The sequence below is a fragment of the Simiduia agarivorans SA1 = DSM 21679 genome, from assembly GCF_000305785.2.
GTDB classification, from domain to species: Bacteria; Pseudomonadota; Gammaproteobacteria; order Pseudomonadales; family Cellvibrionaceae; genus Simiduia; species Simiduia agarivorans.
Genome location: NC_018868.3, coordinates 3,088,997 through 3,112,400 on the forward strand (window position 1 = coordinate 3,088,997; position 23,404 = coordinate 3,112,400).

Genomic DNA, 23,404 nt, shown 5'->3' on the forward strand with positions numbered 1-23,404 from the left:
CCCAACGGAGACGAGGTCACTATGATTGTGAAAAAACTGAGAGAGCAACGTTCCTGGTCACAGGAGCAACTGGCTCAGATGGCAGGTGTAAGCCTGCGCACCATTCAGCGGGTAGAGGCGGGCAACAAAGCCAGCCTGGAAACCCTCAAAAGCCTCGCCGCCGTGTTTGAAGTTGAGATCACCAAACTGACGGAGGAAATCATCGTGATCGATAAAGATTCAACCACCTGGCAAGCGGAACCCTGGTATATCCGGTTTTTTCTGTACGGCATATGCCGCCGCAGCCATATGTTGGCCATCGAGGTCATTGCGCTGGTGGCGGGTATCGTATTGTTGTTCCTGGGTGCCGAGCCCTTGTCGGTGGCCTTGCCACTGTTGGCCGCCTATTCCAATGCCAAGCTGTTGGCCTATATCGACCAGCGCGCGCACTGGTGAGGGGGCCGCATGGATTTTATTACCACTTTGACGGCGGACGCCGGTCCGCTAGGGTGGGCTGTGTTAATTCCAGGCGTGGTACTGCTCTGGTTTTTGCCGGCGTTGCTGGCCCTGGCTTTTAATCCCAGTCAGGCCAGGCTCATCGCGCTGGCCTGTGTGCCGGCGGGACTTTCCTTTGTGGCCTGGGGTGCACTGTTCGTGTGGGCGATCACCGGGCGAGTGGCTGACCGCTTCCTGCAGCGCACCACACGCTGAAGGTGACTGGTATACGCCAGCCTGCGTTTACCCCACCGAACCATCCCACCTTTTGCATCCGGCAGAGGTGGGATTTTCCATCTCAGCGCCACGGATTTCGGGATCAGCCGGTGTGTACCGCAACGCCATTGGCATCAAACACGGACACATTCACGGCAAAACCCTGACGCACGCTCTGGGTGACCACACAGAAGTTCTCAAATTGCGACAGCGCCCGTTCCAGGTGCGGAATATCGCCTGCATCGACGCCCAACTGCAGATTCACATCCAGATGATCCACCCGCCAGCGACCATCCTGGCGTGCAAGGTAGCCCTCGACTGTCGCGCTGACCTGTCCAGGGTCTTCTTTGAATTTCCTGATCGCAAACGTGAGGCTGGCGGCCAGGCAATTGGCTGCCGCCGCTGCCAGCAAGCGGGCGGGATTGGGTCCGCTGTTCGCACCCAGGGGTTCGGGTTCATCTGTCAGCAGCGTGCCGGCATCGCCAAAGTCCACCTCGAACCGATAGCCATCGAGCAGTTTCAGGGAAATACTGAAAGGTTCCTGCGCGTTCATAATTGTTCCTGTTGACGGGTTGTTGTCTCAATAATATTAGATTTAACTAATATTTCTTTGCGCTGAATCAAGACCCCACACCGACGGCCGCTGGCTGAACGTTTAAGAGGTACTCACGGCCTCGATTAAGAAAACGATCGCTTCTCCCGGCGGATTCACCCCGATTTGGTCGAAAAACAAACAATTTCAACCCTGTCGTACCACTGGCGGCCCATTGGCGTCACCGACATTGGCATTTCTGCGCCAAATTGTTGCTCAACGGAGACGGGCCCGCTGTGATTTTTCAGGCAGCGCGACATTGCCCGCTTCCGACAATGCAATCGAGATCACCCGACGGATGGAGGACATTTTTGTGATCAATAAAGAGTCGACCTATTGGCAGGCGGAACCCCGTTTCATTCGCATTTTGTTGCTGGGCGTTTGCCGGCGCAGTCATATGCTGGCCATTGAACTGATCATGCTCGCGGTAGGCGGTGTGTTGCTGTTTCTGGGAGCAGAGGCGGTGTCGGTGGCGCTGCCATTGGTGGGTGCGTATATCAATGCCAAGTTAATGGCATACATTGATCGGCAGGGGCATTGGTAACGTGACCTGCCAGCTTGTGGCGAAGCGATGAACGGCCGCAAGCACCAGGCTCTGAGCGAGCTTGCTTGTGGAGCAAATAAGTTAAGAGGATCAACACGTGGTTTGATCCACAATGAAAGGAACAGGGAATGATTAAAAAGACCGTGAGTGTATGCCTACTTTCAGCGGGATTCCTATTTGGTGTGGTCAGATTGCTGGTCGGCGCTGCGATGCTGGCGCAGCTGGGTGGATTGCTGGCTGAGCCTGCGCTGGCCGAAGGTATTGGCAACGTCAGTCAGTTCATGGCTGAGCGGGCAGACATCCAGCTATTGCCACTGCCGGTGCCGGTATTTTTTGCCAACATTGCACTGATGGGGTGCTTGTTGATTGCGGGCACAGCCGGGGTGTTTTTCCGCAAATCTTGGGGGTTCTATTGCTTGTATGGCTACCTGATGCTGCACGGCGCCTTGTTTGTCATATATCTGGAGGTAAACCCCAAATTGATTTTATGGGTATTCCAGTGCATCGCGGTGGTATGGTTGGCGAACGTCCGTCCACCCATACGCCCTCAGCAGGTTTAGGTATGAAATTGAACGCGATTCATCATGTCGCCATTATTTGCTCGGATTATGCGCGCTCAAAGTATTTCTATACAGCGTTGTTGGGTTTGCACATAGTGGCTGAAAATTATCGGCCCAACCGGCAATCCTACAAATTGGATCTCGCGCTGCCCGATGGCGTTCAGATCGAACTTTTTTCCTTTCCCAACCCGCCGGCGAGAGTGAGTCGGCCAGAGGCGCGGGGATTGCGGCATCTGGCCTTCAGTGTTGCATCACTTGCTGACGCTGTTGCGCATTTGGAAGCGGCGGGGGTAACAGTTGAACCCATTCGGGTGGATGAATTCACCGGCAAGCGCTTTACGTTTTTTCAGGACCCGGATGGCTTGCCGTTGGAACTCTATGAACAGTAGGCGTCATTGCCAGCCCCAGGGTGCCGCCGGCGCGCGAACCGGTTGGGTTAAATCGAAATCCACCCGGAATTCGCGCGCTTCGCGCACCATGCGGTAGGTGAAGGTGGTCGGGTAAAGGTAAAACTGCCAGGTGTTGCCCATGGATTGCGGAATGGCCTCGCGCACGAACAGCGCTTTGGTGAAATCATCTGCCGGGAACGACTGCACCTGTGGCCAGCCGGCCTCGAGGGTGTGGCCGCCGTACTGGGTGAGCGTGTCTTCACTGCCGTCTTTGTGCCGGTGATCGTGTTTCAGTTGCAGGCTATTGGCCGTGCGCGTGAGCACCCAGGTGCGCGATGCGTCGCCGCCTACGTGAAAAGGGATAAGAATCTGATCATCACTGCACTGGCGCACATGCATCACCAAGGGCTTATTGCTGAAGGCATCGCTGGGTGCGTTATCGACGACGATTTTGCCCGCAAAGGCTTTACCGCACAGGGTTTTCAGGTTCTGAAAAAATGTATCCTGTGGTGTGTTTGCGGCGAGCGCTGGCAATGACATTGAAAGCAGGCAGATTGCGAGCAGGTTGTGCAGACGCTTGATCATAGATTCATTTCCTTGGGTAAAAGTTCAGTCACGCTGATTCGGGAAAAACACAGACCGCAGCCAATTCCACCAGCCGTTGTCGCCCATGACGTATTTATCGAGCTGATCCTGATTCCGGTAGTAGTGCTCCGGGTTCCGGAACAATGAGGCGCGTGTGAGCATTTTGCGGTTGGGGTTGAGTGATTTGACTACCTTGGCAGGGTTGCCGGCCACGACCACATTGGCGGGCACGTCCTTGGCAACCACACTGCCGGCACCCACCACGCTGTTGTCGCCAATGGTTACACCTTTACAGACGATGGCGCTGTCACCGATCCAGACGTTGTTGCCAAGCGTGACCGGTTTGGAGCAGCGGAACGGTCGGGTGCGGTTATACAGGCCGTGCCAATCGGAGTCTGAGATGTAAACATTGGCAGCCAGCATGCTGTTGTCGCCGATGCGAATACCCACGTTGGAAGCGATGCGCGCACCGGGCGAGATCAATACGTTGTCGCCAACGTGAATTTCACCCTGACTTTGTTTGCCTGACCAGCAAGTGAACTGCACCGGATTATTGCGCGCGGAAATGATGTGCACACAGCGGCCCAGATGAATACGGCTGCCAAACACACTCACACTCCAGGGCGAAACGACCTGCAAGCCCCGGCCACAAGTATCAAATTGGGGTTTGAGAAAATGGCGGGTGTAAAACCGGACAATCCGGTTACTCAGCCACTTCAATGCATAGGGTCGATTGTTTTTGCGCATGTTGATGAAGTTCTGGCTTGGCAGCCCTGTGGTTCCTGTATTAATGGCTCAGGATACCACTTTATTGTGCAACGACGGGCGCTGGATGTTATTGCTGTTGCCGCCTGAGTGAGTGGTTCGGAAGTAAGCCGGCCCTTGCTACGGCCGGCTTTTGTTTCGGTCAGGTGTCAGTTTGCGGTAGTTTCTGTGTCTGGCTTGTCAGAACCAAAGTTGGGCCCGCCATATTGTTCAAACCACCACAAAATATACGCCACCTTGTTCATCAGGTTGGATGGCCGGGCAGCGATGCTGTGGCCGGCTTCGGGAATGCGCACCATGGCGGTGTCGACGCCGGCGAGTTTAAGTGCCTGATAATACTGCTCGGTTTCCGACATGGGCGTGCGGTAGTCAGCTTCGCCGGTGAGCAACATGGTGGGGGTTTTTACTTTGCCCACATGGCTGATGGGTGAGCGCGCCATATAATGCGCGATATCTTCCCAGGGTTTTTTCGCGAACCAGTAGCGGGTGAAGTAGGGATAGAAGTCGGCGGTGAGCGTGAAACTGAACCAGTTGATCACGGGCTTGGCCGCCACCGCGGCAGCAAAGCGATCGGTGTGGCCAACGATCCAGGCGGTGAGGACGCCGCCGCCGCTGCCACCGGTGACGAACAATTTTTTCTCGTCGATAAAACCGCGCGCAATCACTGCGTCCACACCGTCCATCAGATCATCGTAATCGTGCGACGGGTAATTGTGGTGAATCTGGTTTACAAACTCAGGTCCATAGGAATCGCTCCCGCGGGGGTTCAGGTACACCACCACATAGCCGGCCGCTGCAAATAATTGCATTTCGGCGGCGAAACGCGGGCCATAGTTGGCTACGGGGCCGCCGTGAATTTCCAGCATGAGCGGGTATTTTTTACTGGCATCAAATGTCGGTGGGTAGACAATCCAGCCCTGAATCGGCAAGCCGTCAACGCTGGATTTTACGGTAAAGCTCTCGGCCTTGCCGGTGCTGACCCGGGCGAGAAAATCGTCGTTGAGCTGCGTTAACAGCCGTTGTTTTTTACCCTCGAGCAGTGCCAGCTCAGCCGGTCGCTGGCTGTCGCTATGACTGAAGGCCACAAGGTCATCGCGCACGCTGAAGTGGCCGCTGGCATAGGGGCGGCCGAGGCTGGTGCCGCCCAGTTCGCGGGTAAGCTGAGTGCGCTTGCCTTTCAGCGGTTGCCAGGCAATGACCGACTCGCCCTGATCGTCGTAACTGATATACAGCCCCTTGCCGTCGTCGCGCCAGTGGTAGTCGCCAATATCGCGTTCCAGATCGGCGGTCAGTGTGGTGACTGTGCCGGACGCCAGGTCCTTGATGGTCAAACGGGTCACTTCATAGAGTCTTTTCTGGTCATCAAAACCCAGATAGGCAATGCGTTTGCCATCGGGTGACAGACGCGGGTGTTGGTCTGGCCCTTGGCGATTGGTGATCGCCTGGCTTTCACCTGTGGCGAGATCGAGGCGGTACACCTCGCTGTTCAGCACATCGGTTTCCGGTGCGGGCGTGGCGGAAAAATAGAGTGTTTTTCCATCGGGGCTCACACTCAGTGGGCCATTGTGGTCCAGCTTGGCGTGGGTCAGTTGACGCGCGCGGCCGCCATTGGCATCCATCACAAAGATCTGGTCATAACCGGGGCTCAGAAAACCGGCGCCATCGGCGCGGTAGTAAGTCTGGTCCACCAGCACCGGCGGCTTGGCCCAGTCGGCTTTTTCCGGCTTGCCGGGCAAACTGACAGCAGGTTTGGCAGGCACTTTCACGAACTGGGTGAAAAACAGTTGGCTGCCATCGGGCGACCAGGTGAGGTTGCCGGCGCCCTGATCGAGTTGGGACAGGCGCGCGGTCTGGCCGCTATCGAGCCAGCGCACATAGATCTGGCTGCCGTCTTTGCCGCTTGCGATGTAGGCGAGCCGGTCGCCATTGGGTGAGAGGACCGGCGAGCGGTCGTTGCCAAGGCCTGTGGTCAGCGGCGCTATCTCGCCACTGCGCGTATCCGCCGCCCACAGGTTGCTGCGTTGGCGGTCGGCGTTGATGTCCATGTAGTTGCGTACAAAGTAGACGGTTTTGCCGTCTTTGCTGATCTGGGTCTGGCTGACGTATTCCAGGTCAAACACATCATCCAGCGCCATAGGCGCAGCGTGAGAACTGGCAACCATCATCAATTGGCTGGTAAACAGGCCGGCGGCCAGCAGGCGTGGCAGTGAAAGCATAGGGGGCTCCCGCGCAGGTTTATTGTTAAGGTTTGGTTAAAGCGTACCAGTTAACAGGACGAAGTGCTGACGACAGGGCCCAAGTTTTCGGAAAGAGGAGGAATGGGGTCTGCATTCATCCAACCCCCGACCAGCGGGTTCTACCGCCCGCCACGCCTGTCTTTTGCGGTATCCTTGCGCCTTTGCCCAATTACCAGCGAGCGCGTTTCATGGAGTTAGCACAGGCCCCCGGTTTCGATATCAACACTGTCAAAGGTTTTCTGGCCGACGATGAAGGCGAAGGCCTGTATCAGTTGGCGCTGACGGCGAGCCAGATGGGGCCCTGTTTAGAGGTGGGCAGCTATTGCGGCAAGTCCACCGTGTATCTGGGTGCAGCCTGTCAGCACAATGGCCAGACCTTATTTGCGGTGGATCATCATCGGGGCTCGGAAGAGCATCAGCTGGGCGAGGAATATCACGACCCGGATTTGTACGATGCCAAGGTGGAAAAAATGGACTCCTTCCGCGTGTTCCGCGACACCCTCAATCGCGCGCAGTTGGAAGATACCGTGGTGCCCCTGGTGGCGGCATCACCGGTGGCGGGCCGGCATTGGGCCACACCGCTGGCGCTGGTGTTTATCGATGGCGGCCACGCTTATGAAACCGCGCTTGATGATTACCGCACCTGGGCCGGCCACGTGATCAAAGGTGGTTTGCTGCTGATTCACGATATCTTTCCCAACCCCGCCGATGGCGGTCAGGCACCCTACGATATTTACAAGCTGGCGTTGGCGTCAGGACTGTTTGAAGCCCTGCCGATGATCAACACGCTCGGTGTTTTGCGCAGGCTCTGATCCGATTTGATTTCCCGCCACGGCCGGCGGCAACAGCACCGATTCGGTAAACAATCTGGCGGCGCCCGTGTGGCCGGTCAGGGCATCGGCCGCCAATAAAATTGCACCGCTGGTCCAGGTGGTTTTTTCTTCCGGCCATACGCATTGCTCGCGGAACTGCCAGCCCATCCAATAGCCGCCATCGGCCGGGTCGAGGAACTGGTGCAGCCAGCTGTAGACATTGACCGCGCGCGCGTGATCATCGATGGCCAGCAGCGCCATGGTCAGTTCGCAACTTTCGGCAATGGTGACCCAGGGTTCGTCGCTCACGCAGCGGCAGCCCAATTCTTTTTCCACGAACGTGTGCCAGCGCGCGTCGATGCGCTCGCGCGCTTCTTCGCCCTGATAAACCCCGGTGAGTACAGGGTAAAACCAATCCATGGAATAGCGTGATTTGGACTCCCAGGTGCGGTCGAATCGCTCGGGTTTATTGCGCAGGGCATCCACCACTTTGTTGCGCGCGCGACGCCAGTGGGCACAGGTTTCGCCCAGGGTGGCGGCAATGTTCACCGCGCATTCCAGGCTTTTGGCAATGGAGCTGTTGGCGGTGATCAGCGCATCGCCCAGGCCCTTGCCCTGCTCGTTTACCGCCCAGTCAATTTCGCCGTGACTGCTTTGAAAGCGCAACACAAAATCCACGGCGCTTTGCACCATGGCAAAATGTTTTTTCAGAAACGGCTTGTCACCGGTGACCAAAAAATGGTGCCAGATACCGGTGGCCACATAGGCGACAAAATTGGTTTCGCGTTTTTCCCGGCACAGGGGTTGGCTGTTGGCATCGTAGTGATTCCACCAGCTGCCGTCGGGCAGTTGATGGTGCGCAAGCCAGTCGTAGGCTTTTTCGGCGGCCTGAGTTTCGCCGGCGATGGAAAGCCCCATGGCCGCTTCCACGTGGTCCCAGGGGTCGGCTTTGTCGCCGCGGTACCAGGGAATCAGGCCGTCATCGAATTGTTGCGCCAGAATGTAGCGCACGGTGGGTTCCAGCAATGTGCGCGGGAAGCGACCTTTTTGTAACAGCAGTGAGGTCACGGTTTTCTCCCGGCGTGATAATAAAACACAACGCTTTTGCCCATAATCGGGTTCAGCAGTTTTTCCAACGTTTGGGTAATCCAGGGTTTCTGCATCAGGTCCCACACCAGTAACTTGTGGTACAGCCGGATCAGGCGCGACTGTTCCTGTGTGTCCCACAGCATGCACTTGAGCCACCAGTAAGGTGAGTGCAGGGCGTGCGCCCAATGTTTTTTGTAGCGCGAAAAGCCCTGTTGCTGGATTTCTTTATCGAGCGAGCCGGCGTTGAAAATACGTACGTGGCCGCCTTCCACTTGGTGGTACTCGCTGGAAAAATGCCAGCAGATTTTTTCCGGCCAGGCGCGCGGCACGCTGATGGCAAGGGTGCCGCCCGGTTTCAGTACGCGCTGGATTTCCTTCAGTGCGCCCTGATAGTCGGGCAGGTGTTCCAGCACTTCCGAACAGATGATTTTGTCGAAACTGTGATCGGCAAAGGGCAACTGCAGCGCGTTGGCGCACTGGAGATGAAAGCTGCGCTTGCCGTCGTTTACTGCAAAGGGTTGTTGACGTTCGCGCGTGGTGGCTAGGTCCTTGAGCGACAGGTCCACGCCGAATACATCCACTTCGCCGGCAATGTAGGCATTGATGGCATGGCGGCCTTCACCGCAACCCAGGTCGAGCAGTTTGTCGCCGGGCGTTAAAGGGAAGTGTCTGAAATCAACCGTGAGCACGCTGGGCCTCCGGCGCAGGTGCGACCACGTTGTTGCGATAGTAATGGGTCAGTTGCTCGGCCACTTTCTGCCAACTGAAGGTGCTTTCAATGCGCGCGCGGGCTTTCTCTGCCAGCATCTGACGCCAGGCGGGCTTATCGATCAATTGGGAAATCGCTTGTGCCAAGGCGTTGGCATCGCCGGCGGGCACCGACAGTGCGGCGTCGCCCACCACTTCGGGAATGGCGCCGCCATCGGTGGCCACCAGCGGTAAACCGCAGGCCATGGCTTCGCCGGCGGGTAACCCGAAACCTTCATACAGTGACGGCACAACAGCGATTTCGGCGGCGTTGTAGCGCGCCACTAACGCTTCGGTGCTGATACCGGACACAAATTCCACCGCATCGGTAAGCGACAGGGCTTTCAGTCGCTGTTCGGTTTCGCCGCCGGCGTGCAATTTGCCAATGACCGTGAGCGATATGTCCGGGTAGTGCGGCCGCAATTGGTGCATGGCTTCCAGTAAATAGCGCAGGCCTTTGAGTGGCTGATCGGCCGAGGCAGTGGTAATCAGGCTGAAAGGTTTTTTTATTGCCTGTGGATCGGGCTTGAACACGTGCGTGTCGATGCCATTGTGAATCAGGTCGATGCGATCGGAGGCGCGGTCAAAACACTGGGCAATATCCGCGCGGGATTGCTCCGATACGGTCACCACGTGATCCAGTTGTTGCACCACTTTTTTCTGCATTTTCAGAAAGGAGTGCCAGCGTTTGATCAGCAGGCGCATGCCCCAGTTGTCTTCGGCGGCCAGCTTCAATTCCAGATCGCGGGTGATGGGATGGTGCACCGTGGCCACCACCGGCAGGCCGCGATTCTGAATATCGAGCAGGCCCCAGGCCAGGCATTGATTGTCGTGCACCAGGTCATACTGGTGGCCGTGGCGCTTCAGGTATTTGGCCACCCGGCGGCCAAACGTATAGGGCTCGGCAAAGCCGCCGGTGATTTTTGACCACCATTCAAAGGTGTCGGTATAGCTTTTCAGGTGGCTGAGTTTCAGTGCCTTGAAAGGTTCTTCTACCGAAAATAAGTCCAGACTGGGCATTTTGATCAGCCGCACACCGTCCACCAGTTCGGGGTAAGGTGGGCCGGAAATCACATCCACCTGATGCCCATAAGCCAGCAATGCTTTGCTCAGGTAATGCAGGTAAATGCCCTGGCCGCCCACAAACGGATGGCTGCGGTAGCCCAGCAGGCAAATGCGCAAAGCAGGTTTGCCGTCGGCGGCGAGCGGGCGGGCGTGTTGGTCCAGGACCTGAGTCAGTGCATTCATGAAAGGGGGTGGCCCTGGTCACAATCAATCGTTTGAATGACTGATTATAGAGAGAGGGTCAAATGCCGCCAACCTCGCATGTCGACTTGGGGGTCAGTTACGCGCGTTCAGGGGCTGGCAAAAAAGGCCGGCAGATGCCGGCCAAGCAATGTTGCGCTTCGACCGCCCATGCCCCCCGCATTGATCTGCAGAGGAGCGCTGGCGGTGAAGCGCTACAGGGATGGTGCGGGTCAGAAGCTGAAACGCAGCCCCAGTTCAAGGGAGCGGCCTGGCTCTGGTGCATAGGCGCGCAGGAACGACGTGGCGTTGCGGATTTCCTCATTGGTGAGGTTTTTACCGCGTAAAAACACCAGCAGGTCCTGATTCGCGCCCAGATTGAAGTTGCGACTGGCGGTCAGGTCGACGCGGGTGTAGCCGTCTACCGCCAGCTCCTCTTCGCCCGGATGACGCTGCTTGTCCACTTGTGTGGTGCGCAATTCTGCATTCCACAGCTCGTCGGCGTAAGCCAGTGCCAGGCCCACGCGTGGCGGGGTGATGCGGGGTACGTCGCCGCCATTATCCAGTTTTGCGCGCACGCTATCGCCGAACAGGCTGACTTCCCAGTTACCCGCGAAGGGCAGGCCCACCGAGGCTTCGGCACCGTAAAAACGGGCGTCTTCCTGGGTGTATTGGTAAACCGGCAGTTCGTCCTCTTCCTCGCCGGTGTTGGCCTTGTAGATGAAGTCGCTGATCTGGTTGTTGAACAGGTTTACCTGGACGTGCAGCGGGCCTTCATAGTGGTAAGCCAGCTCGAAGTTGTTACTGGTTTCCGGGTCCAGGTTTTCGTTGCCCCGAATGTAGTTCTGTTCGGCCAGGTGCGGCCCATTGGCAAACAGTTCTTCCACCGCCGGTGCGCGCTGGGCGCGGGCGATACCAAAGGTCAGGTGGCTGGCATCCGAAAGGTGCCAATGAGCGGCACCCGAGGCGCTCAGAGTGCTGAAGTCGCGCTCAATATGGCCTTGCGGCGCTACTTCTGCCCATTCGCCGCGCAGGCCCAGTTCCAGTACCCAATCGCCCGTGGTGTATTCCTGCAACGCGAACAGGCCAGCATTGCTGATGTCGGATTTGGGGATAAACGCTTCCTCGCCCAGCGCCGAATAATCCCGCGTCTGGTACTGCAGGCCCACGGCGCCGCGCATCTGCTCGCTGGTGCGGTGGACCAGCTCGGCCCGGCCTTCCCAGGCTTTGTTGATAAAGCGGGTGCCGATTTCGTCACCTTCCAGCTCGGCGTGCTCATAGTCGGTATAGCCCAGGCGGTAGGTGAGCTTCTCGGCCCAGCTATCCTGCATGCGGTGTTCGCCTTTCAGATCGTAGCGGGTCTGCTGCATGTCGATGCGGATAAATTCCTCACCGTGCTCTTCCTCGTGGTGCTCTTCTTCCTCTTCGTGCTCTTCCTCATGTTCGTCGTGATGAACATGGGCGCCGGGGGGAATGCCGTAGTTGTTATCCGCCTGTGAGAACGCCAGGCCTATAAAGCCCTGGTCGTAGTGAAAGCTGCCGCCCAGGCTGTAGTTGCTGCTCTCCATGTCGGTATTTTCCACCAGACCGGAAATTTCTTCTTCGCCTTCTTCCTCATCGTGCACCGAAGGGTGGTGGGCCTCGCCGGGAATGCGCATTTCGTCGGCGCCGAGCGCCAGTCCGTTCACGTGCCAGGCCCATGTGCCGTTGCCGCCCTGCAGGAACGCCACGCCAGCCTGTTGTTCATTGACGGACTGATACCGGACTTCGCCGGCGCCCTCAATGCCGTCTATGGGTGCGCTGGGGATGCGGTTGTCGATCACGTTCACCACGCCGCCGATGGCGTCATTGCCGTAACGCAACACGGCCGGGCCGCGCAACACTTCGATACGTTCGGCCAACAGGGGCTCAACGGTGTTGGCGTGGTCCGGGCTGGAGTTGGCTACGTCGCCGGTGCCCAGGTGGTCCTGCATGACTTTGACCCGGTTGGCACTTTGGCCGCGAATCACCGGTGCACCCACGCCGGGGCCAAAGCTTGCCGAGGTGATGCCGGGTTCCTGTTTGAGGGCATCGCCCAGGGTGGCGGAGGCCTGGCGGCGCAATTCATCGCCGGTCAGGACCGAGGCCGGCTGGGTCAGGGTGTCGCCGGTTTTATCGAACGGCGAAGCGGTCACGATGACCTCTTCAATGGCGGCGTGCAGGGGCAGGCTGGCAAAGCCGGCGGCAATGATAGACAGGCGCAAAGCGCGCTTTTTTAAAGCAAACATCCAATAATCTCCGGGCGCCAATAGGGGCGCCCCGCTGGTTTAACGGTTCAGTGGTTAAGCAGAAACAGCGGGAGAGACAGGGGGATCGCGTTTGCCGCGCTTGTCGGCACCGCGCAGATGGCGGTGATAGGGCGAGGTTTCGAGCCAGCTGCCGCGATCGGGCGTATCGAGCCGGGGCTGGGGGTTGTCATCACAGGCCAGCGGGGTGGACTGCTGGCACAGGTAACACTCGGGTGAAAACTGGCTGTGATCGTGCTGGCCCTCAATGACCTGGGCGAACGCCATGGAAACCGCGAGCAGGGCCGCGAGTAACCAGACTTTCTTGTTCAGCCAGCGTAGGTGCATTGAGGTCACGATTCAGGGTCAGATCGCAAAATTGTACTCCCCTCTAAGGTCGGGGGCCAGTTGTTTAGGTTGTACGTGTGCTGTGGCGGGTCGGATGGGTGCTGGTCAGCTCCATGGCTAACGGCTAAGCTTATAGCGCTAAGGGATTCAGTCTGATCAGAGGGATGGGCACTTGCGCGAACAACACACGGTATTAGCGACTGCTGACAAGGGCGTGCTGCGCATTCGGGTCTGTGGAAAGTTGGGATTGAACCTGCACAGCGAGTTTCGTCGGGCCTATCAGCCCCTGCTGCGGGGTGTTGAGCGCTGTGAAGTGGACATGGCCAATTGCTCGGGGATCGACAGCTCTGGCATGGCCTTACTGTTGATACTGCGCGATCAGACCAAGCTGGACGCCGAGCAATTAATCATCAGCCACTGCAACGAAGATGTGGACCGCGTGCTGGGTTATGCCAATTTCAACAAGCTTTTTACCATAATTCCCTAAACCGCCCTCACTCACCTGCCCGTCTGGCTGGGCAGGTCAGGCCCTTACCTATATAATCCCCGCTCCCTGAAAATCGTGAGTCAGATCCATGCAGGAGCGCACCGCTACCGTCGCCCGTGACACTTTGGAAACCCAGATTTCCGTGTCGTTGAATCTCGATGGCAAAGGCCAAGGCAAATTCAACACCGGCGTCCCCTTCCTCGAACACATGATGGACCAGATTGCCCGCCACGGCATGATTGACCTGGACATCACTTGCAAGGGCGATACCCACATCGACGATCACCATTCAGTGGAAGATATCGGTATCACCATCGGCCAGGCCATTGCCAAGGCGGTGGGGGATAAAAAAGGTATTCGCCGCTATGGTCATGCCTATGTGCCCTTGGACGAAGCCCTGTCGCGCGTAGTGATCGACTTCTCCGGTCGCCCCGGTCTTATCATGGAAGTGCCCTTTACCCAGAAGCGCATCGGCAACTTTGACACCGAACTGTTCTGGGAGTTTTTCCAGGGTTTTGTGAATCACGCTCAGGTGACGTTGCACATCGATACCCTGCGCGGTTTTAACGCCCACCATCAGATTGAAACCGTGTTCAAGGCCTTTGGCCGTGCACTGCGCATGGCGCTGGAGCCGGACCCGCGCATGGCGGGCCAGATGCCCTCGACCAAGGGCAGTTTGTAAATGGCACAGACAATTGCCGTGGTCGACTATGGCATGGGTAACCTGCACTCAGTGTCGAGCGCGCTCGCGCATGTGGCACCGGATGATCAGATATTGGTGACCGCCGACCCGACTCAGGTGCAGGCGGCCGACCGGGTGGTGTTTCCCGGCGTGGGTGCCATCCGCGATTGCATGGCCGAGATCCGCCGGCTGGGCTTTGATGTGCTGGTGCGTTCGGAAGTGGCCAGCGGCAAACCCGTCTTGGGTGTGTGCGTGGGCATGCAGGCACTGATGAACCATTCGGAAGAAAACGGCGGCGTGGATTGTATTGGTCTGGTAGACGGCGAAGTGAAATTCTTCGGCGAACCATTACTGGACGCCGGCGGTCAACGGCTGAAAGTGCCGCACATGGGCTGGAATCAGGTGGCGCAAACCGAGCATCCCCTGTGGGCAGGCATTGAAAACATGAGCCGGTTTTATTTTGTCCATTCCTATTACGTACAGGCCGCAGACCCGACGTTGGTGGTAGGGCACACCCATTACGGTGTGGATTGCCATGTGGCACTGGCGCGCGACAATTTGTTTGCCGTGCAGTTTCATCCGGAAAAAAGCCATACCGCCGGCCTGCAATTGCTGAAAAACTTTGTGAATTGGCGCGCCTGATACGGCCGCCATTACCTCTCCTGACTCGGAACTGATTTGTTATGTTGATTATCCCCGCCATCGACTTAAAAGACGGCCAGTGCGTGCGCCTGCGCCAGGGCCTGATGGATGATTCCACCGTATTTTCCGACGACCCGGTTGCCATGGCGGCCCAATGGGTCGAACAAGGTTGCCGGCGTTTGCATTTGGTCGACCTGAACGGTGCGTTTGAGGGCAAGCCGGTGAACGGCGAGGTGGTGACAGCTATCGCGCGCGCCTACCCCGATCTGCCGATCCAGATTGGCGGCGGTATCCGCTCGCCGGAAATCATCGAGGCTTACCTGAAGGCGGGCGTGCAATACGTGATTATCGGTACCAAGGCGGTGAAAGAGCCACAGTTCGTGACCGACATGTGCAAGCAGTTCCCCGGCCACATCATTGTCGGCCTGGATGCCAAAGACGGCCTGGTGGCCACCGATGGATGGGCTGAGGTGAGCAATGTGAAAGCCACCGACCTGGCCGTGCGGTTTGAAGCCGATGGCGTTGAATCCATTGTCTACACCGACATCGCCCGCGACGGCATGATGCAGGGTGTGAACGTGGAGCAAACCCTGGCCATGGCACGCGCTTCCAGTATCCCGGTCATTGCCTCAGGTGGCATCACCAACATGGACGACATCCGCGCGCTGAAAGCGGTGTCCGATCAGGGTATCTGCGGCGCCATTACTGGCCGTGCCATTTATGAAGGCACGTTGAATATGGCTGAAGCCCAAACTTACTGCGACAACTGAGGACGCCACCATGGGCCTGGCCAAGCGCATTATTCCCTGTCTGGATGTGGAGAACGGTCGCGTCGTGAAAGGCGTGAAGTTTCTCGATATCCGCGATGCCGGTGACCCGGTGCAGGTGGCGCGCCGCTATAACGAAGCCGGCGCCGATGAAATTACCTTTCTCGACATCACCGCGTCGCATGAAGAGCGGGAGACCACCGTGCACACGGTGGAGTCCATTGCCGCCGAAGTGTTCATCCCGCTGACCGTGGGTGGCGGCATCCGCACCGTGGCGGATATCCGCCGCATGCTCAACGCCGGTGCCGACAAAGTGTCGATCAATTCGGCGGCAGTGTTCAATCCGGATTTTGTGAAGGCCGCGTCCGATCGCTTTGGTGCCCAGTGCATCGTGGTGGCGATCGATGCCAAGCGCGTCAGTGCCGAAGGCGAAACCCCGCGTTGGGAAATCTTCACCCACGGCGGGCGCAAGCCCACCGGGCTGGATGCGGTGGAGTGGGCGGCGAAAATGGCCGACTTCGGCGCCGGTGAAATCCTGCTCACCAGCATGGATCAGGATGGCGTGAAAAGCGGCTATGATCTGGGCGTGACCCGTGCCATCAGCGATGCGGTGGCTGTGCCAGTGATTGCCTCAGGTGGCGTGGGTAATTTACAGCACTTGGTGGATGGCGTGATTGAAGGGGGTGCCGACGCCGTGCTGGCGGCCAGTATTTTCCATTTCGGCGAATATACCGTGGCAGAAGCCAAAGCTTTTATGCAGGCCCAAGGCATAGAAATGCGCCTGTAAGGGTAATTGCCAGGCACGCAAAAACCGGCAATACCATTGCCGGTCTGAAAATCCTGACCTGACGTTGAGTTTAGGCGGCGTGACGGCCGTAGCGAGTCAGCGTCTCTACCATCGGTGCGCCGGCACCCATGATGAAATCGATAAACTCGGAAGCGCCGGTGCGGGCTTCGCCCAAGCTGTCAAAAGGACCAATGGCCACACCTTCGCGGGTGTTGTAATACCAATAGTCGTCCTTTTTGAAAAAACGCTCGTTACGGTTGGGAATGTTTCCCTGTTCGCCAATTCTCTGCAAGCTCATAGCTCAATACCTTTTCAGTTGACCTGCGTCCTTAGCTGGCTGGCCTTTGTCGTGTTGCTATCTCTGGCCACGGTATATCCCGGGCTACCCGGGTTGCCGGCGCGCCGGCATTTCCGCCCTTCGTTATAGGCGAAAATTTATACAACATGCCTGTCGTACGGTAAGTTTATCCGCAGAGGTCAGATCTGTTTATACGAATTGGGAATATAGAAATACGGTTTTTATTTGCTCATTTCGTGGAAGCCTGTCGCCACGGGGCTTTCAGCGCCCAGAATCGGTCCAAAGTGTGATAAGAATCTCTCTCAAAATGAGAAGCAGTTCTCATATATTGAGACACTGGTACCAGTTTAACCGTGGCATTGAGCTTTGCCTGATTGGCGCGCAAGACTGCCAGGGTGTCTGGGTAGGGATGACCAATTGCCAGGGCAAAGCCCTGTTCATGGGCAATATTGAGCGCCTTATCAAGCTGTACCTGAATCGCAGCCGCTGACGGTTCATTGTCGAGAAATACATCCCGCTGCACGGTCTCGAGCCCGGCCCGTTTGGCTTCTTGCCAGGCCACGCTGCGACGGCTGGTTTTGCTGTCGAGGAAATACAGCCGGCGCGGTGCCAGGGTTTCCATGACCGCGCGCATGGGTAACACCATTTCGGTCAACCGGCTACCCATGTGGTTGTTAATGCCACTCGCCGCCGGGAAACGGTTCAGGTGGTCGTTGACCAGTTGCTGGATGGTGCCGCTGTCCATAGTGTCATACAAGCCGCCAGCATCCAGCCGGTTGCCGGCCTGGGTTGCCATGGGGACATGCAACATGTATTCGCGGCCGTTGAGCCAGGCGCGCTGGGCCAGCGCCTGACTGTGGGGCGCGCGTGGTAATACCGCAAAGGTGAGTTCGAGTGGCAGGGCAATCAGGTCTTCCGCGATCTGGCGCTTGTAGCCGATATCGTCGATGACAATGGCCAGCAATGGCTTGTCTGCCGGGGCTGGTTCTGCGCCTGCTGCCAGGGATAGCAACAGTGCGCAGCAGCAGGCGATCGCTCTCACTCGTCGGCGTGGTTGGCGCTGAGTACTTGATTCGGCGCGGGCTTTTTCAGGGGCGAGGGCTGGCCGAACAGTTTGTGACTGCGCAGCAGGTTCACCGCCTCAAACAGCTGGTTGTCGCGCTCCAGCAGTTCCCGGTGGTCCTGTTGGGATGACTCGCGGTTTTTCGCTTTGCTTTCTTCGCCGCCGTTGGCGTTATCCAGGTGGCCGGACAGGTCGGCTTCGGTGACCGAGGAGCGGGGCCGCAAGGCGGTCAGCTTGGCGCGCTCAACATGGATATCCGGTACGATGCCCTGGGCCTGAATCGAGCGCCCACTGGGGGTGAAATACAGCGCCGTAGTGAGCTTGATCGCGCGTTCTTCGCTGATGGGGATGACGGTCTGTACCGAACCTTTGCCGAAGCTTTCGGTGCCCAGAATAATGGCGCGACGGTGATCCTGCAGGGCGCCGGCGACGATTTCAGACGCCGAGGCAGAGCCGTCGTTGATCAGCACCACAATCGGCAGGCCGTTGGTCATGTCGCCTTCGGTGGCACTGTAGCGGTTGTCGGCATTGTCGATCCGGCCTTCGGTGTAAACGATCAGACCCTCATCCAGAAACGCATCCACCACTTCAACAGATGCTTGCAGGACGCCGCCCGGGTTGTTGCGCAGGTCCAGTACAATGCCCTGTACCGGCTTTTTGGCGTCCTTCATCACCTTGTTCAGGGCGTTGACCATGTCGCTGCCGGTGCCCATCTGGAACTGGGCGATACGAACATAGGCGTATTGTTGCTGCAGCAGGCTGGCGCGCACGCTTTTCACTTTAATGGCCGCGCGGGTCAGTTCGATGTCGCGCGGACCGTCCTCGCCTTCGCGCACAATGGTGACGATAATTTTACTGCCCTTGGGGCCGCGCATGGCTTTGACGGCATCGTTCAGGCTCATGCCTTTCACGGATTTATCGTCCAGCCGGATAATCAGGTCGCCCGCTTCTATACCGGCCTCCGCGGCCGGCGTGTCGTCCATGGGTGCAATCACTTTGACCCAGCCGTCTTCCATGCCCACTTCAATGCCCAGGCCACCGAACTCGCCGGTGGTATTGACCTGCAGGTCCTCAAAGGAATTGGCATCGAGATAAGCGGAGTGCGGGTCCAGCTCAGACAGCATGCCTTTGATGGCGTATTCCAGCAGCTGGCGGTCGCTGACCGATTCCACGTAGCCCTGCCGGATGTGGTCATACACTTTGGTGAAGGCGCGCAGGTCGTCCAGTGGCAGTACACCCAATTCCTGCTGTGTGTCTTTGCCGGTAATCTTCGGTGCATCCTCGCCGGCGGACTCGGTCGCCAGGCACAAGGTGCTGCCGGCGGCGAGCAGACCCACAAACAGCGCGCGGGTCAAACGAGTGGGGCGGGCAAATAATTTCATAGGGACAATCTACTCCGGCGGGAATCGGGGGTGTCTGTACAGTGTAATCCAATGACACTGGCTTTGTTGATAGTCAGACCTTTAATTCATACGCGAGTTCTGGTGCTTTGGCGCTTTTTCTCAACCTCTGCACCAGTGTGCCGGGTCCACCGGCTTGCCGGCGTGGCGGATTTCAAAATAAATGCCGGCTTCGGCCTGGCCGCCGCTGGTACCGGCGCGGCCGATGAGTTCGCCGGCAGTGACCCAATCGCCGGTTTCCTGATACAGCACCTGGTTGTGGGCATACAGGCTCAGGTAATTGTCGCCGTGATCGATCACCATAAGCATGCCCTGGCCGCGCAGATAATCGGCGAACACCACCCGGCCGGCGTGAATGGCTTTTACTTCACGGCCCTCGGGGGCCAGAATTTTCACGCCCTGCCAGCGCAATTCGCCGGCCCGGTTAGCGCCGAAGCGCGCGCCCATCTGGCCTTTGGTGGGCCAGCCCATTTTGCCTTTACGGCTTTTAAAGCTGTCGCCTGCCAGGCCCAGCGCGGTATCGCTGAGCTGGCGCACGACCTCGGCCAGGAGTTTTTCCAGGTTGGCGCGGTCGGCCTGGTTTTTACGCAGCTTCTCATCCTTGGCGTTGATGGCGGCATTGAGTTTTTTCAGGGTGCGATCGCGCTCTGCCCGGGTGGCTTTGAGACTGGCATGGCGCTGGCTGAGTCTGGCCTGGCTTTCGGCCAGTTTCTGCGTCTGACGGATCAACTCGGGCTCGATCTGCGCCAGCTCGTCCAGGGTGGACTGGTAGTGCTCAATGGCGTCCTGGCGTGCACTGACCAGATGGCTCTGGTACACCGCCATGCGTGAAAGGTGTTGAGGATCCTGTTGGCGCAGCAACAGTTGCAGCTGGTTTGGGCTGCCGGCTTTGTAGGCGGTGACCAACTGCGTACCGAGGTGTTCTGCCTGTTGTGCCTGCGCCTGCGTCAGTTCGCGTTGGCGGGCATTGAGGTCAGCTAGCTTTTTTTTTCGGCGGCCAGCTGCTTGTTGATGCGTTCGATATCCTGCATCAATTTGGAGATTTCACTTTCATTGCGTTTGAGTTCCACGTCCAGGCTGTCGCGCTGGGATTTGGCATCGTTCAGCTCGTTTTGCAGCTTCTGGATAGTGGCCTGTAATGCTTCAAGCTTGGCCTGGTATTCAGTCTGGTCCTGTGCCAGCGTTGGCAGGGCGAACAGGGTCAGGAGCGCGGCGAGAGAAATTGCCTTCATGGAAATCAGCCTTGTTGTCATGCGAGAAAGTTCCAGCGCCCAGAATACTGATCCGGGCGCCGGATTGCTACTTTCTTATTCCTGAATCGTGATCAGGCTCTTACCGGTCATTTCTGCCGGTTGGGGCAGGCCCATCAGGGTCAGCATGGTGGGCGCCACGTCGGCCAGTGAGCCGCCGTTGCTCAGTGCTGCGCGGCGTGGTCCTGCGTAAACAAAAGGCACCGGCAGGGTGGTGTGTTGGGTGCTGACCTGGCCGGTAGCCTCGTCGAACATCTCTTCCACATTGCCGTGGTCGGCGGTGATCAGCGCTTCGCCGCCGACTTTTTCCAGTGCCGCCAACACGCGGGCCAGTGCACCGTCCACACACTCGACCGCTTTGACGGCGGCGTCAAACACGCCCGAGTGGCCCACCTGATCGCAGTTGGCGTAGTTGCAGATGATGGTGTCGAATTTGCCGGATTCGATCGCTTCAATCAGCTTGTCAGTCACTTCACCGGCGCTCATTTCCGGGGCCAGATCGTAGGTGGCGACTTTCGGCGATGGCACAAGAATGCGCTCTTCGTTGGGGTAGAGGGCTTCCTGGCCGCCGGAGAAGAAAAATGTCACGTGCGCGTATTTTTCCGTTTCGGCGATGCGCAGCTGGGTTTTACCCTGGGCGGCCACATAGTCGCCGAAGGAATTGGCCATGGACTCGGGCGGGAAGGCTACGGGTGCCGGAATGTCTGCAGCGTATTCGGTGGTTTGCACGAAGGCGCCCAGTTGAGGCACCAGCTCGCGGGTAAAACCATCGAAGCTGGGCTCCACAAACGCGCGGGTAATCTGACGTGCGCGGTCGGGGCGGAAGTTCATGAACAGCACAGCATCGCCATCGTTGATGGTGGCGACTTCCTCGCCTTCACCGCAGATCACGGTAGGCTTCACGAACTCATCATTTTCATCCCGCGCGTAGGCGGCGTTGAGGCCGTCGATGGCGTTATCGGCATCGTAATCGGCGGCACCCAGCACCATCAGGTCGTAGGCAGCCTGGACTCTGTCCCAGCGGTTGTCGCGGTCGAGTGCGAAAAAGCGACCGCAGATACTGGCAATGCGGCCGGTGCCCAGCTGGTCAAATTTTGCCTGGGCGCGGGCCAGCGGCGCTTCGGCGCTGCGCGGCGGCGTGTCGCGGCCGTCCAGGAATGCGTGCAGATAAATGGCTTTGGCGCCCCGCTGGGCGGCCATGTCTATCATGGCGAGAATGTGGTCGTCGTGGCTGTGCACGCCGCCGGGCGACAGTAAGCCCAGGATGTGAACCGCTTTGTCGGCGGCCACGGCCTTGTCGATGGCCTCGCAATAGACCGGATTCTGGAAAAAGTCGCCGTCGCTGATGGCCTTATTGATGCGGGTAAAGTTCTGGTACACCACCCGGCCGGCGCCCAGGGTCATGTGGCCCACTTCCGAGTTGCCCATCTGGCCTTCGGGCAGGCCCACGGCCATGCCGGAGGTGCCGATCAGGGTCTTGGGGTTATTGGCCCAGAGCTTATCCCAGGTGGGGGTATTGGCGGCCATAATGGCGTTGTGGGCGCTATTTTCGGAATAACCGAAGCCATCGAGAACAATTAATACCAGCGGCTTGTTGGCGGACATAGTTTTTCTTGCCTGTTTTGTACAACCTGTGAGGGCCGCGATTGTACCCGCTTGGGGATGACAACTCTATTGCCGGGAGCGAGTAAAGCCGCGCCTTCCATGCTTTTTTGGCACCAACTGGGTATACTTGCCGCCCCCGCCAATGCTGTGAAGGAAGCGACGTGGAACTGATTGTATTTTTGACTGAACAGTGGATGCTGGTGTCCCTGTTCCTGGTGCTGGCCTACACCTACATGTGGCGCGAAAAATCCAAGGCCGGTGCAACCTTGTCGGTGCACCAGCTGACCGCCGTGGTCAACCAGGGCAATGCCCAGTTGGTAGACCTGCGCGACAGCGCGGAATTCCAGGCCGGCCATATCGTGGACGCGATCAATATTCCGCACAATAAACTGGAAAAGCAGCTGTCGGAGCTGGAGCGTCACCGCGCCAAAACCCTGGTGTTGGTGGACAAGCTGGGCCAGCACACCGGTGCCGCCGGTCGTTTGCTGCGGGACAAAGAATTCAACGTGGTGCGCCTGAACGGCGGCATGGCGGAATGGACCGGGCAAAACCTGCCGGTGGTCAAGGGCAAGGGCTGATGTTGTAACACGGCGGTTGAAATCTGCTCCAACCGTCGTCATTTACTTAGTCAGTCATTACGAGGTCACCCCATGGCACAGCCAGTTACCGTCTACAGCACCAGCATTTGCCCCTACTGCGTCCGGGCCAAGCAGTTGCTTACCCAGAAGGGTATCGCATTCGAAGAGATCAACCTGGACAAGCACCCGGAGCAGCGAATGGACGTGATGAAGCGTTCTGGTCGTCGCACTGTACCTCAGATCTGGGTGGGGGAAACCCACGTGGGGGGCTTTGATGACCTTTGGGCCCTGGACCGGGCCGGCAAGCTGGACCCATTGGTGGCCGGCGAGGCTTGAAACCCAGAGGTTTGACCCCATTAATAGGGTTCAGTCGGCGGCACGCTTGCCCAGAGCTGAACCCATAACAACAACGTTTTAAGGCAAGTTCCCATGACAGAAGAAATCCAACCCACAGGCGCAGGCGTCGAGATTCCCACCGAGCCAAATCAGCAATTTGCGTTGCAGCGCGTATACCTCAAGGACTTGTCGTTTGAAGCACCCATGGGTGTGAAGGCTTTCATGAAAGACTGGAAGCCCTCGGTTAACCAGGAGCTGAACACCAAAACCTCGCGGGTTGATGGCGATAACTATGAAGTGGTGCTGACCATCACCGTGACCGTATCACTGGGTGAAGAAACGGCGTTCCTGGCGGAAATCCAACAGGCCGGTTTGTTCCACATTGCGGGTCTGCCCGAACAGGCACTGCCGCAAATCCTGAACACCGCGTGCCCGCAAATCCTGTTTCCCTACGCGCGCGAGACCATCGACTCCGTGGTTGTCAAAGGCAGTTTCCCTGCATTGATGCTGCCCCCGATTAATTTTGATGCCCTGTTCGCGCAGGCCGTTGCACAAGCCAAGGCAACTGCGCCGGAAGGTGAAGCGGCAACAGAACAGTAACCGCGCGTTGCTGGAAGAAAAACGGTGCTCAGGCGCCGTTTT

At 58.1% G+C, this 23,404-nt stretch carries 29 protein-coding genes; 14 read left to right on the top strand and 15 right to left on the bottom strand.

The annotated features are described in order from the left end of the window. Positions 1-21 precede the first annotated feature (21 nt). Both M5M_RS13920 and M5M_RS13925 read left to right on the top strand, forming a co-directional pair. The gene (locus tag M5M_RS13920; protein ID WP_015048128.1) at positions 22-435 is read left to right on the top strand and encodes a helix-turn-helix transcriptional regulator; all 414 of its coding nucleotides are present in this window, start codon (positions 22-24) and stop codon (positions 433-435) included. A gap of 9 nt (positions 436-444) precedes the next feature. After that, complete coding sequence (locus tag M5M_RS13925; RefSeq protein ID WP_015048129.1) at positions 445-690, top strand: superinfection immunity protein; 246 nt, start codon at positions 445-447, stop codon at positions 688-690. Positions 691-793: 103 nt separating this feature from the next. Here the strand turns inward: M5M_RS13925 and M5M_RS13930 are convergent, their stop codons facing one another. Then, positions 794-1,243 (bottom strand): OsmC family protein, encoded by a 450-nt coding sequence (locus M5M_RS13930; protein ID WP_015048130.1) that lies wholly within the window; start codon positions 1,241-1,243, stop codon positions 794-796. A 352-nt stretch (positions 1,244-1,595) separates the two neighbouring features. Here M5M_RS13930 and M5M_RS13935 point away from each other — a divergent pair, with 352 nt between their 5' ends. From M5M_RS13935 to gloA2, 3 genes are all read left to right on the top strand, one after another. Next, entirely contained in the window at positions 1,596-1,826 is a 231-nt protein-coding gene (locus M5M_RS13935; RefSeq protein ID WP_144062467.1) for a hypothetical protein, read from the top strand. A 128-nt stretch (positions 1,827-1,954) separates the two neighbouring features. Beyond that, the gene (locus tag M5M_RS13940; protein WP_015048132.1) at positions 1,955-2,386 is read left to right on the top strand and encodes a hypothetical protein; all 432 of its coding nucleotides are present in this window, start codon (positions 1,955-1,957) and stop codon (positions 2,384-2,386) included. 2 nt (positions 2,387-2,388) lie between these two features. Further along, on the top strand, positions 2,389-2,775 hold the full coding sequence (gene gloA2 / locus M5M_RS13945) for an SMU1112c/YaeR family gloxylase I-like metalloprotein (RefSeq protein ID WP_015048133.1): 387 nt from the start codon (positions 2,389-2,391) through the stop codon (positions 2,773-2,775). Between the two features lie 3 nt (positions 2,776-2,778). Here gloA2 and M5M_RS13950 read toward each other — a convergent pair whose 3' ends face one another. From M5M_RS13950 to M5M_RS13960, 3 genes are all read right to left on the bottom strand, one after another. After that, positions 2,779-3,360, bottom strand: a complete 582-nt coding sequence (locus tag M5M_RS13950) for a hypothetical protein (RefSeq protein ID WP_015048134.1) — start codon at positions 3,358-3,360, stop codon at positions 2,779-2,781. 24 nt (positions 3,361-3,384) lie between these two features. Continuing rightward, positions 3,385-4,107 (bottom strand): acyltransferase, encoded by a 723-nt coding sequence (locus tag M5M_RS13955; protein ID WP_015048135.1) that lies wholly within the window; start codon positions 4,105-4,107, stop codon positions 3,385-3,387. Positions 4,108-4,274: 167 nt separating this feature from the next. After that, on the bottom strand, positions 4,275-6,341 hold the full coding sequence (locus tag M5M_RS13960) for a S9 family peptidase (RefSeq protein ID WP_015048136.1): 2,067 nt from the start codon (positions 6,339-6,341) through the stop codon (positions 4,275-4,277). Positions 6,342-6,550: 209 nt separating this feature from the next. On the opposite strand from M5M_RS13960, the gene M5M_RS13965 reads away from it, so the two are divergent. After that, positions 6,551-7,174, top strand: coding sequence for a class I SAM-dependent methyltransferase (locus M5M_RS13965; protein ID WP_015048137.1), 624 nt, complete (start codon positions 6,551-6,553; stop codon positions 7,172-7,174). On the opposite strand, the gene M5M_RS13970 is transcribed toward M5M_RS13965, so the two are convergent. From M5M_RS13970 to M5M_RS13990, 5 genes are all read right to left on the bottom strand, one after another. After that, positions 7,115-8,242: a prenyltransferase/squalene oxidase repeat-containing protein gene (locus M5M_RS13970; protein WP_015048138.1), complete on the bottom strand. Its 1,128-nt coding sequence runs from the start codon at positions 8,240-8,242 to the stop codon at positions 7,115-7,117. The genes M5M_RS13965 and M5M_RS13970 overlap by 60 nt on opposite strands. Continuing rightward, the gene (locus M5M_RS13975; RefSeq protein ID WP_015048139.1) at positions 8,239-8,952 is read right to left on the bottom strand and encodes a class I SAM-dependent methyltransferase; all 714 of its coding nucleotides are present in this window, start codon (positions 8,950-8,952) and stop codon (positions 8,239-8,241) included. The genes M5M_RS13970 and M5M_RS13975 overlap by 4 nt, the downstream gene beginning before the upstream one ends. Continuing rightward, the gene (locus M5M_RS13980; RefSeq protein ID WP_015048140.1) at positions 8,939-10,258 is read right to left on the bottom strand and encodes a glycosyltransferase family 4 protein; all 1,320 of its coding nucleotides are present in this window, start codon (positions 10,256-10,258) and stop codon (positions 8,939-8,941) included. The genes M5M_RS13975 and M5M_RS13980 overlap by 14 nt, the downstream gene beginning before the upstream one ends. A gap of 230 nt (positions 10,259-10,488) precedes the next feature. Next, the gene (locus M5M_RS13985; RefSeq protein WP_015048141.1) at positions 10,489-12,522 is read right to left on the bottom strand and encodes a TonB-dependent receptor; all 2,034 of its coding nucleotides are present in this window, start codon (positions 12,520-12,522) and stop codon (positions 10,489-10,491) included. A 54-nt stretch (positions 12,523-12,576) separates the two neighbouring features. Continuing rightward, positions 12,577-12,867: a hypothetical protein gene (locus tag M5M_RS13990; RefSeq protein ID WP_015048142.1), complete on the bottom strand. Its 291-nt coding sequence runs from the start codon at positions 12,865-12,867 to the stop codon at positions 12,577-12,579. Positions 12,868-13,039: 172 nt separating this feature from the next. Here M5M_RS13990 and M5M_RS13995 point away from each other — a divergent pair, with 172 nt between their 5' ends. The 5 genes from M5M_RS13995 to hisF all read left to right on the top strand — a co-directional run bounded on the left by M5M_RS13995 (position 13,040) and on the right by hisF (position 16,232). Beyond that, positions 13,040-13,354 carry an STAS domain-containing protein gene (locus tag M5M_RS13995; RefSeq protein WP_015048143.1) on the top strand — a complete coding sequence of 105 codons (315 nt, stop codon included), beginning with the start codon at positions 13,040-13,042 and terminating at the stop codon, positions 13,352-13,354. Between the two features lie 88 nt (positions 13,355-13,442). After that, the gene (hisB, locus tag M5M_RS14000) at positions 13,443-14,036 is read left to right on the top strand and encodes an imidazoleglycerol-phosphate dehydratase HisB (RefSeq protein ID WP_015048144.1); all 594 of its coding nucleotides are present in this window, start codon (positions 13,443-13,445) and stop codon (positions 14,034-14,036) included. Continuing rightward, entirely contained in the window at positions 14,037-14,678 is a 642-nt protein-coding gene (gene hisH / locus M5M_RS14005; protein WP_015048145.1) for an imidazole glycerol phosphate synthase subunit HisH, read from the top strand. 41 nt (positions 14,679-14,719) lie between these two features. Then, complete coding sequence (gene hisA / locus M5M_RS14010; RefSeq protein ID WP_015048146.1) at positions 14,720-15,448, top strand: 1-(5-phosphoribosyl)-5-[(5-phosphoribosylamino)methylideneamino]imidazole-4-carboxamide isomerase; 729 nt, start codon at positions 14,720-14,722, stop codon at positions 15,446-15,448. Between the two features lie 10 nt (positions 15,449-15,458). Beyond that, positions 15,459-16,232 (top strand): imidazole glycerol phosphate synthase subunit HisF, encoded by a 774-nt coding sequence (gene hisF / locus M5M_RS14015; protein WP_015048147.1) that lies wholly within the window; start codon positions 15,459-15,461, stop codon positions 16,230-16,232. Between the two features lie 70 nt (positions 16,233-16,302). Here hisF and M5M_RS14020 read toward each other — a convergent pair whose 3' ends face one another. The 6 genes from M5M_RS14020 to gpmI form a co-directional block, all read right to left on the bottom strand. After that, positions 16,303-16,530 (bottom strand): DUF6316 family protein, encoded by a 228-nt coding sequence (locus M5M_RS14020; protein WP_015048148.1) that lies wholly within the window; start codon positions 16,528-16,530, stop codon positions 16,303-16,305. A gap of 229 nt (positions 16,531-16,759) precedes the next feature. Further along, entirely contained in the window at positions 16,760-17,542 is a 783-nt protein-coding gene (locus M5M_RS14025) for a divergent polysaccharide deacetylase family protein (RefSeq protein WP_162141170.1), read from the bottom strand. A gap of 26 nt (positions 17,543-17,568) precedes the next feature. Beyond that, positions 17,569-18,975: a S41 family peptidase gene (locus M5M_RS14030; RefSeq protein WP_015048150.1), complete on the bottom strand. Its 1,407-nt coding sequence runs from the start codon at positions 18,973-18,975 to the stop codon at positions 17,569-17,571. Positions 18,976-19,095: 120 nt separating this feature from the next. After that, positions 19,096-19,899 (bottom strand): murein hydrolase activator EnvC family protein, encoded by an 804-nt coding sequence (locus M5M_RS14035; RefSeq protein ID WP_144062468.1) that lies wholly within the window; start codon positions 19,897-19,899, stop codon positions 19,096-19,098. A gap of 71 nt (positions 19,900-19,970) precedes the next feature. Continuing rightward, positions 19,971-20,246 (bottom strand): hypothetical protein, encoded by a 276-nt coding sequence (locus tag M5M_RS14040; RefSeq protein ID WP_144062469.1) that lies wholly within the window; start codon positions 20,244-20,246, stop codon positions 19,971-19,973. A gap of 54 nt (positions 20,247-20,300) precedes the next feature. Next, complete coding sequence (gene gpmI, locus M5M_RS14045; protein ID WP_015048153.1) at positions 20,301-21,848, bottom strand: 2,3-bisphosphoglycerate-independent phosphoglycerate mutase; 1,548 nt, start codon at positions 21,846-21,848, stop codon at positions 20,301-20,303. Between the two features lie 161 nt (positions 21,849-22,009). Here gpmI and M5M_RS14050 point away from each other — a divergent pair, with 161 nt between their 5' ends. The 3 genes from M5M_RS14050 (at position 22,010) to secB (ending at position 23,362) form a co-directional block, all read left to right on the top strand. After that, positions 22,010-22,426 (top strand): rhodanese-like domain-containing protein, encoded by a 417-nt coding sequence (locus tag M5M_RS14050; RefSeq protein WP_015048154.1) that lies wholly within the window; start codon positions 22,010-22,012, stop codon positions 22,424-22,426. A gap of 72 nt (positions 22,427-22,498) precedes the next feature. Then, entirely contained in the window at positions 22,499-22,762 is a 264-nt protein-coding gene (gene grxC, locus M5M_RS14055) for a glutaredoxin 3 (RefSeq protein WP_015048155.1), read from the top strand. A gap of 93 nt (positions 22,763-22,855) precedes the next feature. Beyond that, complete coding sequence (gene secB / locus M5M_RS14060) at positions 22,856-23,362, top strand: protein-export chaperone SecB (RefSeq protein WP_015048156.1); 507 nt, start codon at positions 22,856-22,858, stop codon at positions 23,360-23,362. Positions 23,363-23,404 lie beyond the last annotated feature (42 nt).

Excerpts from the sequence above, each read along its gene's own strand:
- M5M_RS13920 (WP_015048128.1), top strand. The coding sequence starts at position 22 with ATGATTGTGAAAAAACTGAGAGAGCAACGTTCCTGGTCACAGGAGCAA.
- M5M_RS13925 (WP_015048129.1), top strand. The coding sequence starts at position 445 with ATGGATTTTATTACCACTTTGACGGCGGACGCCGGTCCGCTAGGGTGG.
- M5M_RS13930 (WP_015048130.1), bottom strand. The coding sequence starts at position 1,243 with ATGAACGCGCAGGAACCTTTCAGTATTTCCCTGAAACTGCTCGATGGC.
- M5M_RS13940 (WP_015048132.1), top strand. The coding sequence starts at position 1,955 with ATGATTAAAAAGACCGTGAGTGTATGCCTACTTTCAGCGGGATTCCTA.
- gloA2 (WP_015048133.1), top strand. The coding sequence starts at position 2,389 with ATGAAATTGAACGCGATTCATCATGTCGCCATTATTTGCTCGGATTAT.
- M5M_RS13950 (WP_015048134.1), bottom strand. The coding sequence starts at position 3,360 with ATGATCAAGCGTCTGCACAACCTGCTCGCAATCTGCCTGCTTTCAATG.
- M5M_RS13955 (WP_015048135.1), bottom strand. The coding sequence starts at position 4,107 with ATGCGCAAAAACAATCGACCCTATGCATTGAAGTGGCTGAGTAACCGG.
- M5M_RS13960 (WP_015048136.1), bottom strand. The coding sequence starts at position 6,341 with ATGCTTTCACTGCCACGCCTGCTGGCCGCCGGCCTGTTTACCAGCCAA.
- M5M_RS13965 (WP_015048137.1), top strand. The coding sequence starts at position 6,551 with ATGGAGTTAGCACAGGCCCCCGGTTTCGATATCAACACTGTCAAAGGT.
- M5M_RS13980 (WP_015048140.1), bottom strand. The coding sequence starts at position 10,258 with ATGAATGCACTGACTCAGGTCCTGGACCAACACGCCCGCCCGCTCGCC.
- M5M_RS13985 (WP_015048141.1), bottom strand. The coding sequence starts at position 12,522 with ATGTTTGCTTTAAAAAAGCGCGCTTTGCGCCTGTCTATCATTGCCGCC.
- M5M_RS13990 (WP_015048142.1), bottom strand. The coding sequence starts at position 12,867 with ATGCACCTACGCTGGCTGAACAAGAAAGTCTGGTTACTCGCGGCCCTG.
- hisB (WP_015048144.1), top strand. The coding sequence starts at position 13,443 with ATGCAGGAGCGCACCGCTACCGTCGCCCGTGACACTTTGGAAACCCAG.
- hisH (WP_015048145.1), top strand. The coding sequence starts at position 14,037 with ATGGCACAGACAATTGCCGTGGTCGACTATGGCATGGGTAACCTGCAC.
- hisA (WP_015048146.1), top strand. The coding sequence starts at position 14,720 with ATGTTGATTATCCCCGCCATCGACTTAAAAGACGGCCAGTGCGTGCGC.
- hisF (WP_015048147.1), top strand. The coding sequence starts at position 15,459 with ATGGGCCTGGCCAAGCGCATTATTCCCTGTCTGGATGTGGAGAACGGT.
- M5M_RS14020 (WP_015048148.1), bottom strand. The coding sequence starts at position 16,530 with ATGAGCTTGCAGAGAATTGGCGAACAGGGAAACATTCCCAACCGTAAC.
- M5M_RS14030 (WP_015048150.1), bottom strand. The coding sequence starts at position 18,975 with ATGAAATTATTTGCCCGCCCCACTCGTTTGACCCGCGCGCTGTTTGTG.
- M5M_RS14040 (WP_144062469.1), bottom strand. The coding sequence starts at position 20,246 with ATGACAACAAGGCTGATTTCCATGAAGGCAATTTCTCTCGCCGCGCTC.
- gpmI (WP_015048153.1), bottom strand. The coding sequence starts at position 21,848 with ATGTCCGCCAACAAGCCGCTGGTATTAATTGTTCTCGATGGCTTCGGT.
- grxC (WP_015048155.1), top strand. The coding sequence starts at position 22,499 with ATGGCACAGCCAGTTACCGTCTACAGCACCAGCATTTGCCCCTACTGC.
- secB (WP_015048156.1), top strand. The coding sequence starts at position 22,856 with ATGACAGAAGAAATCCAACCCACAGGCGCAGGCGTCGAGATTCCCACC.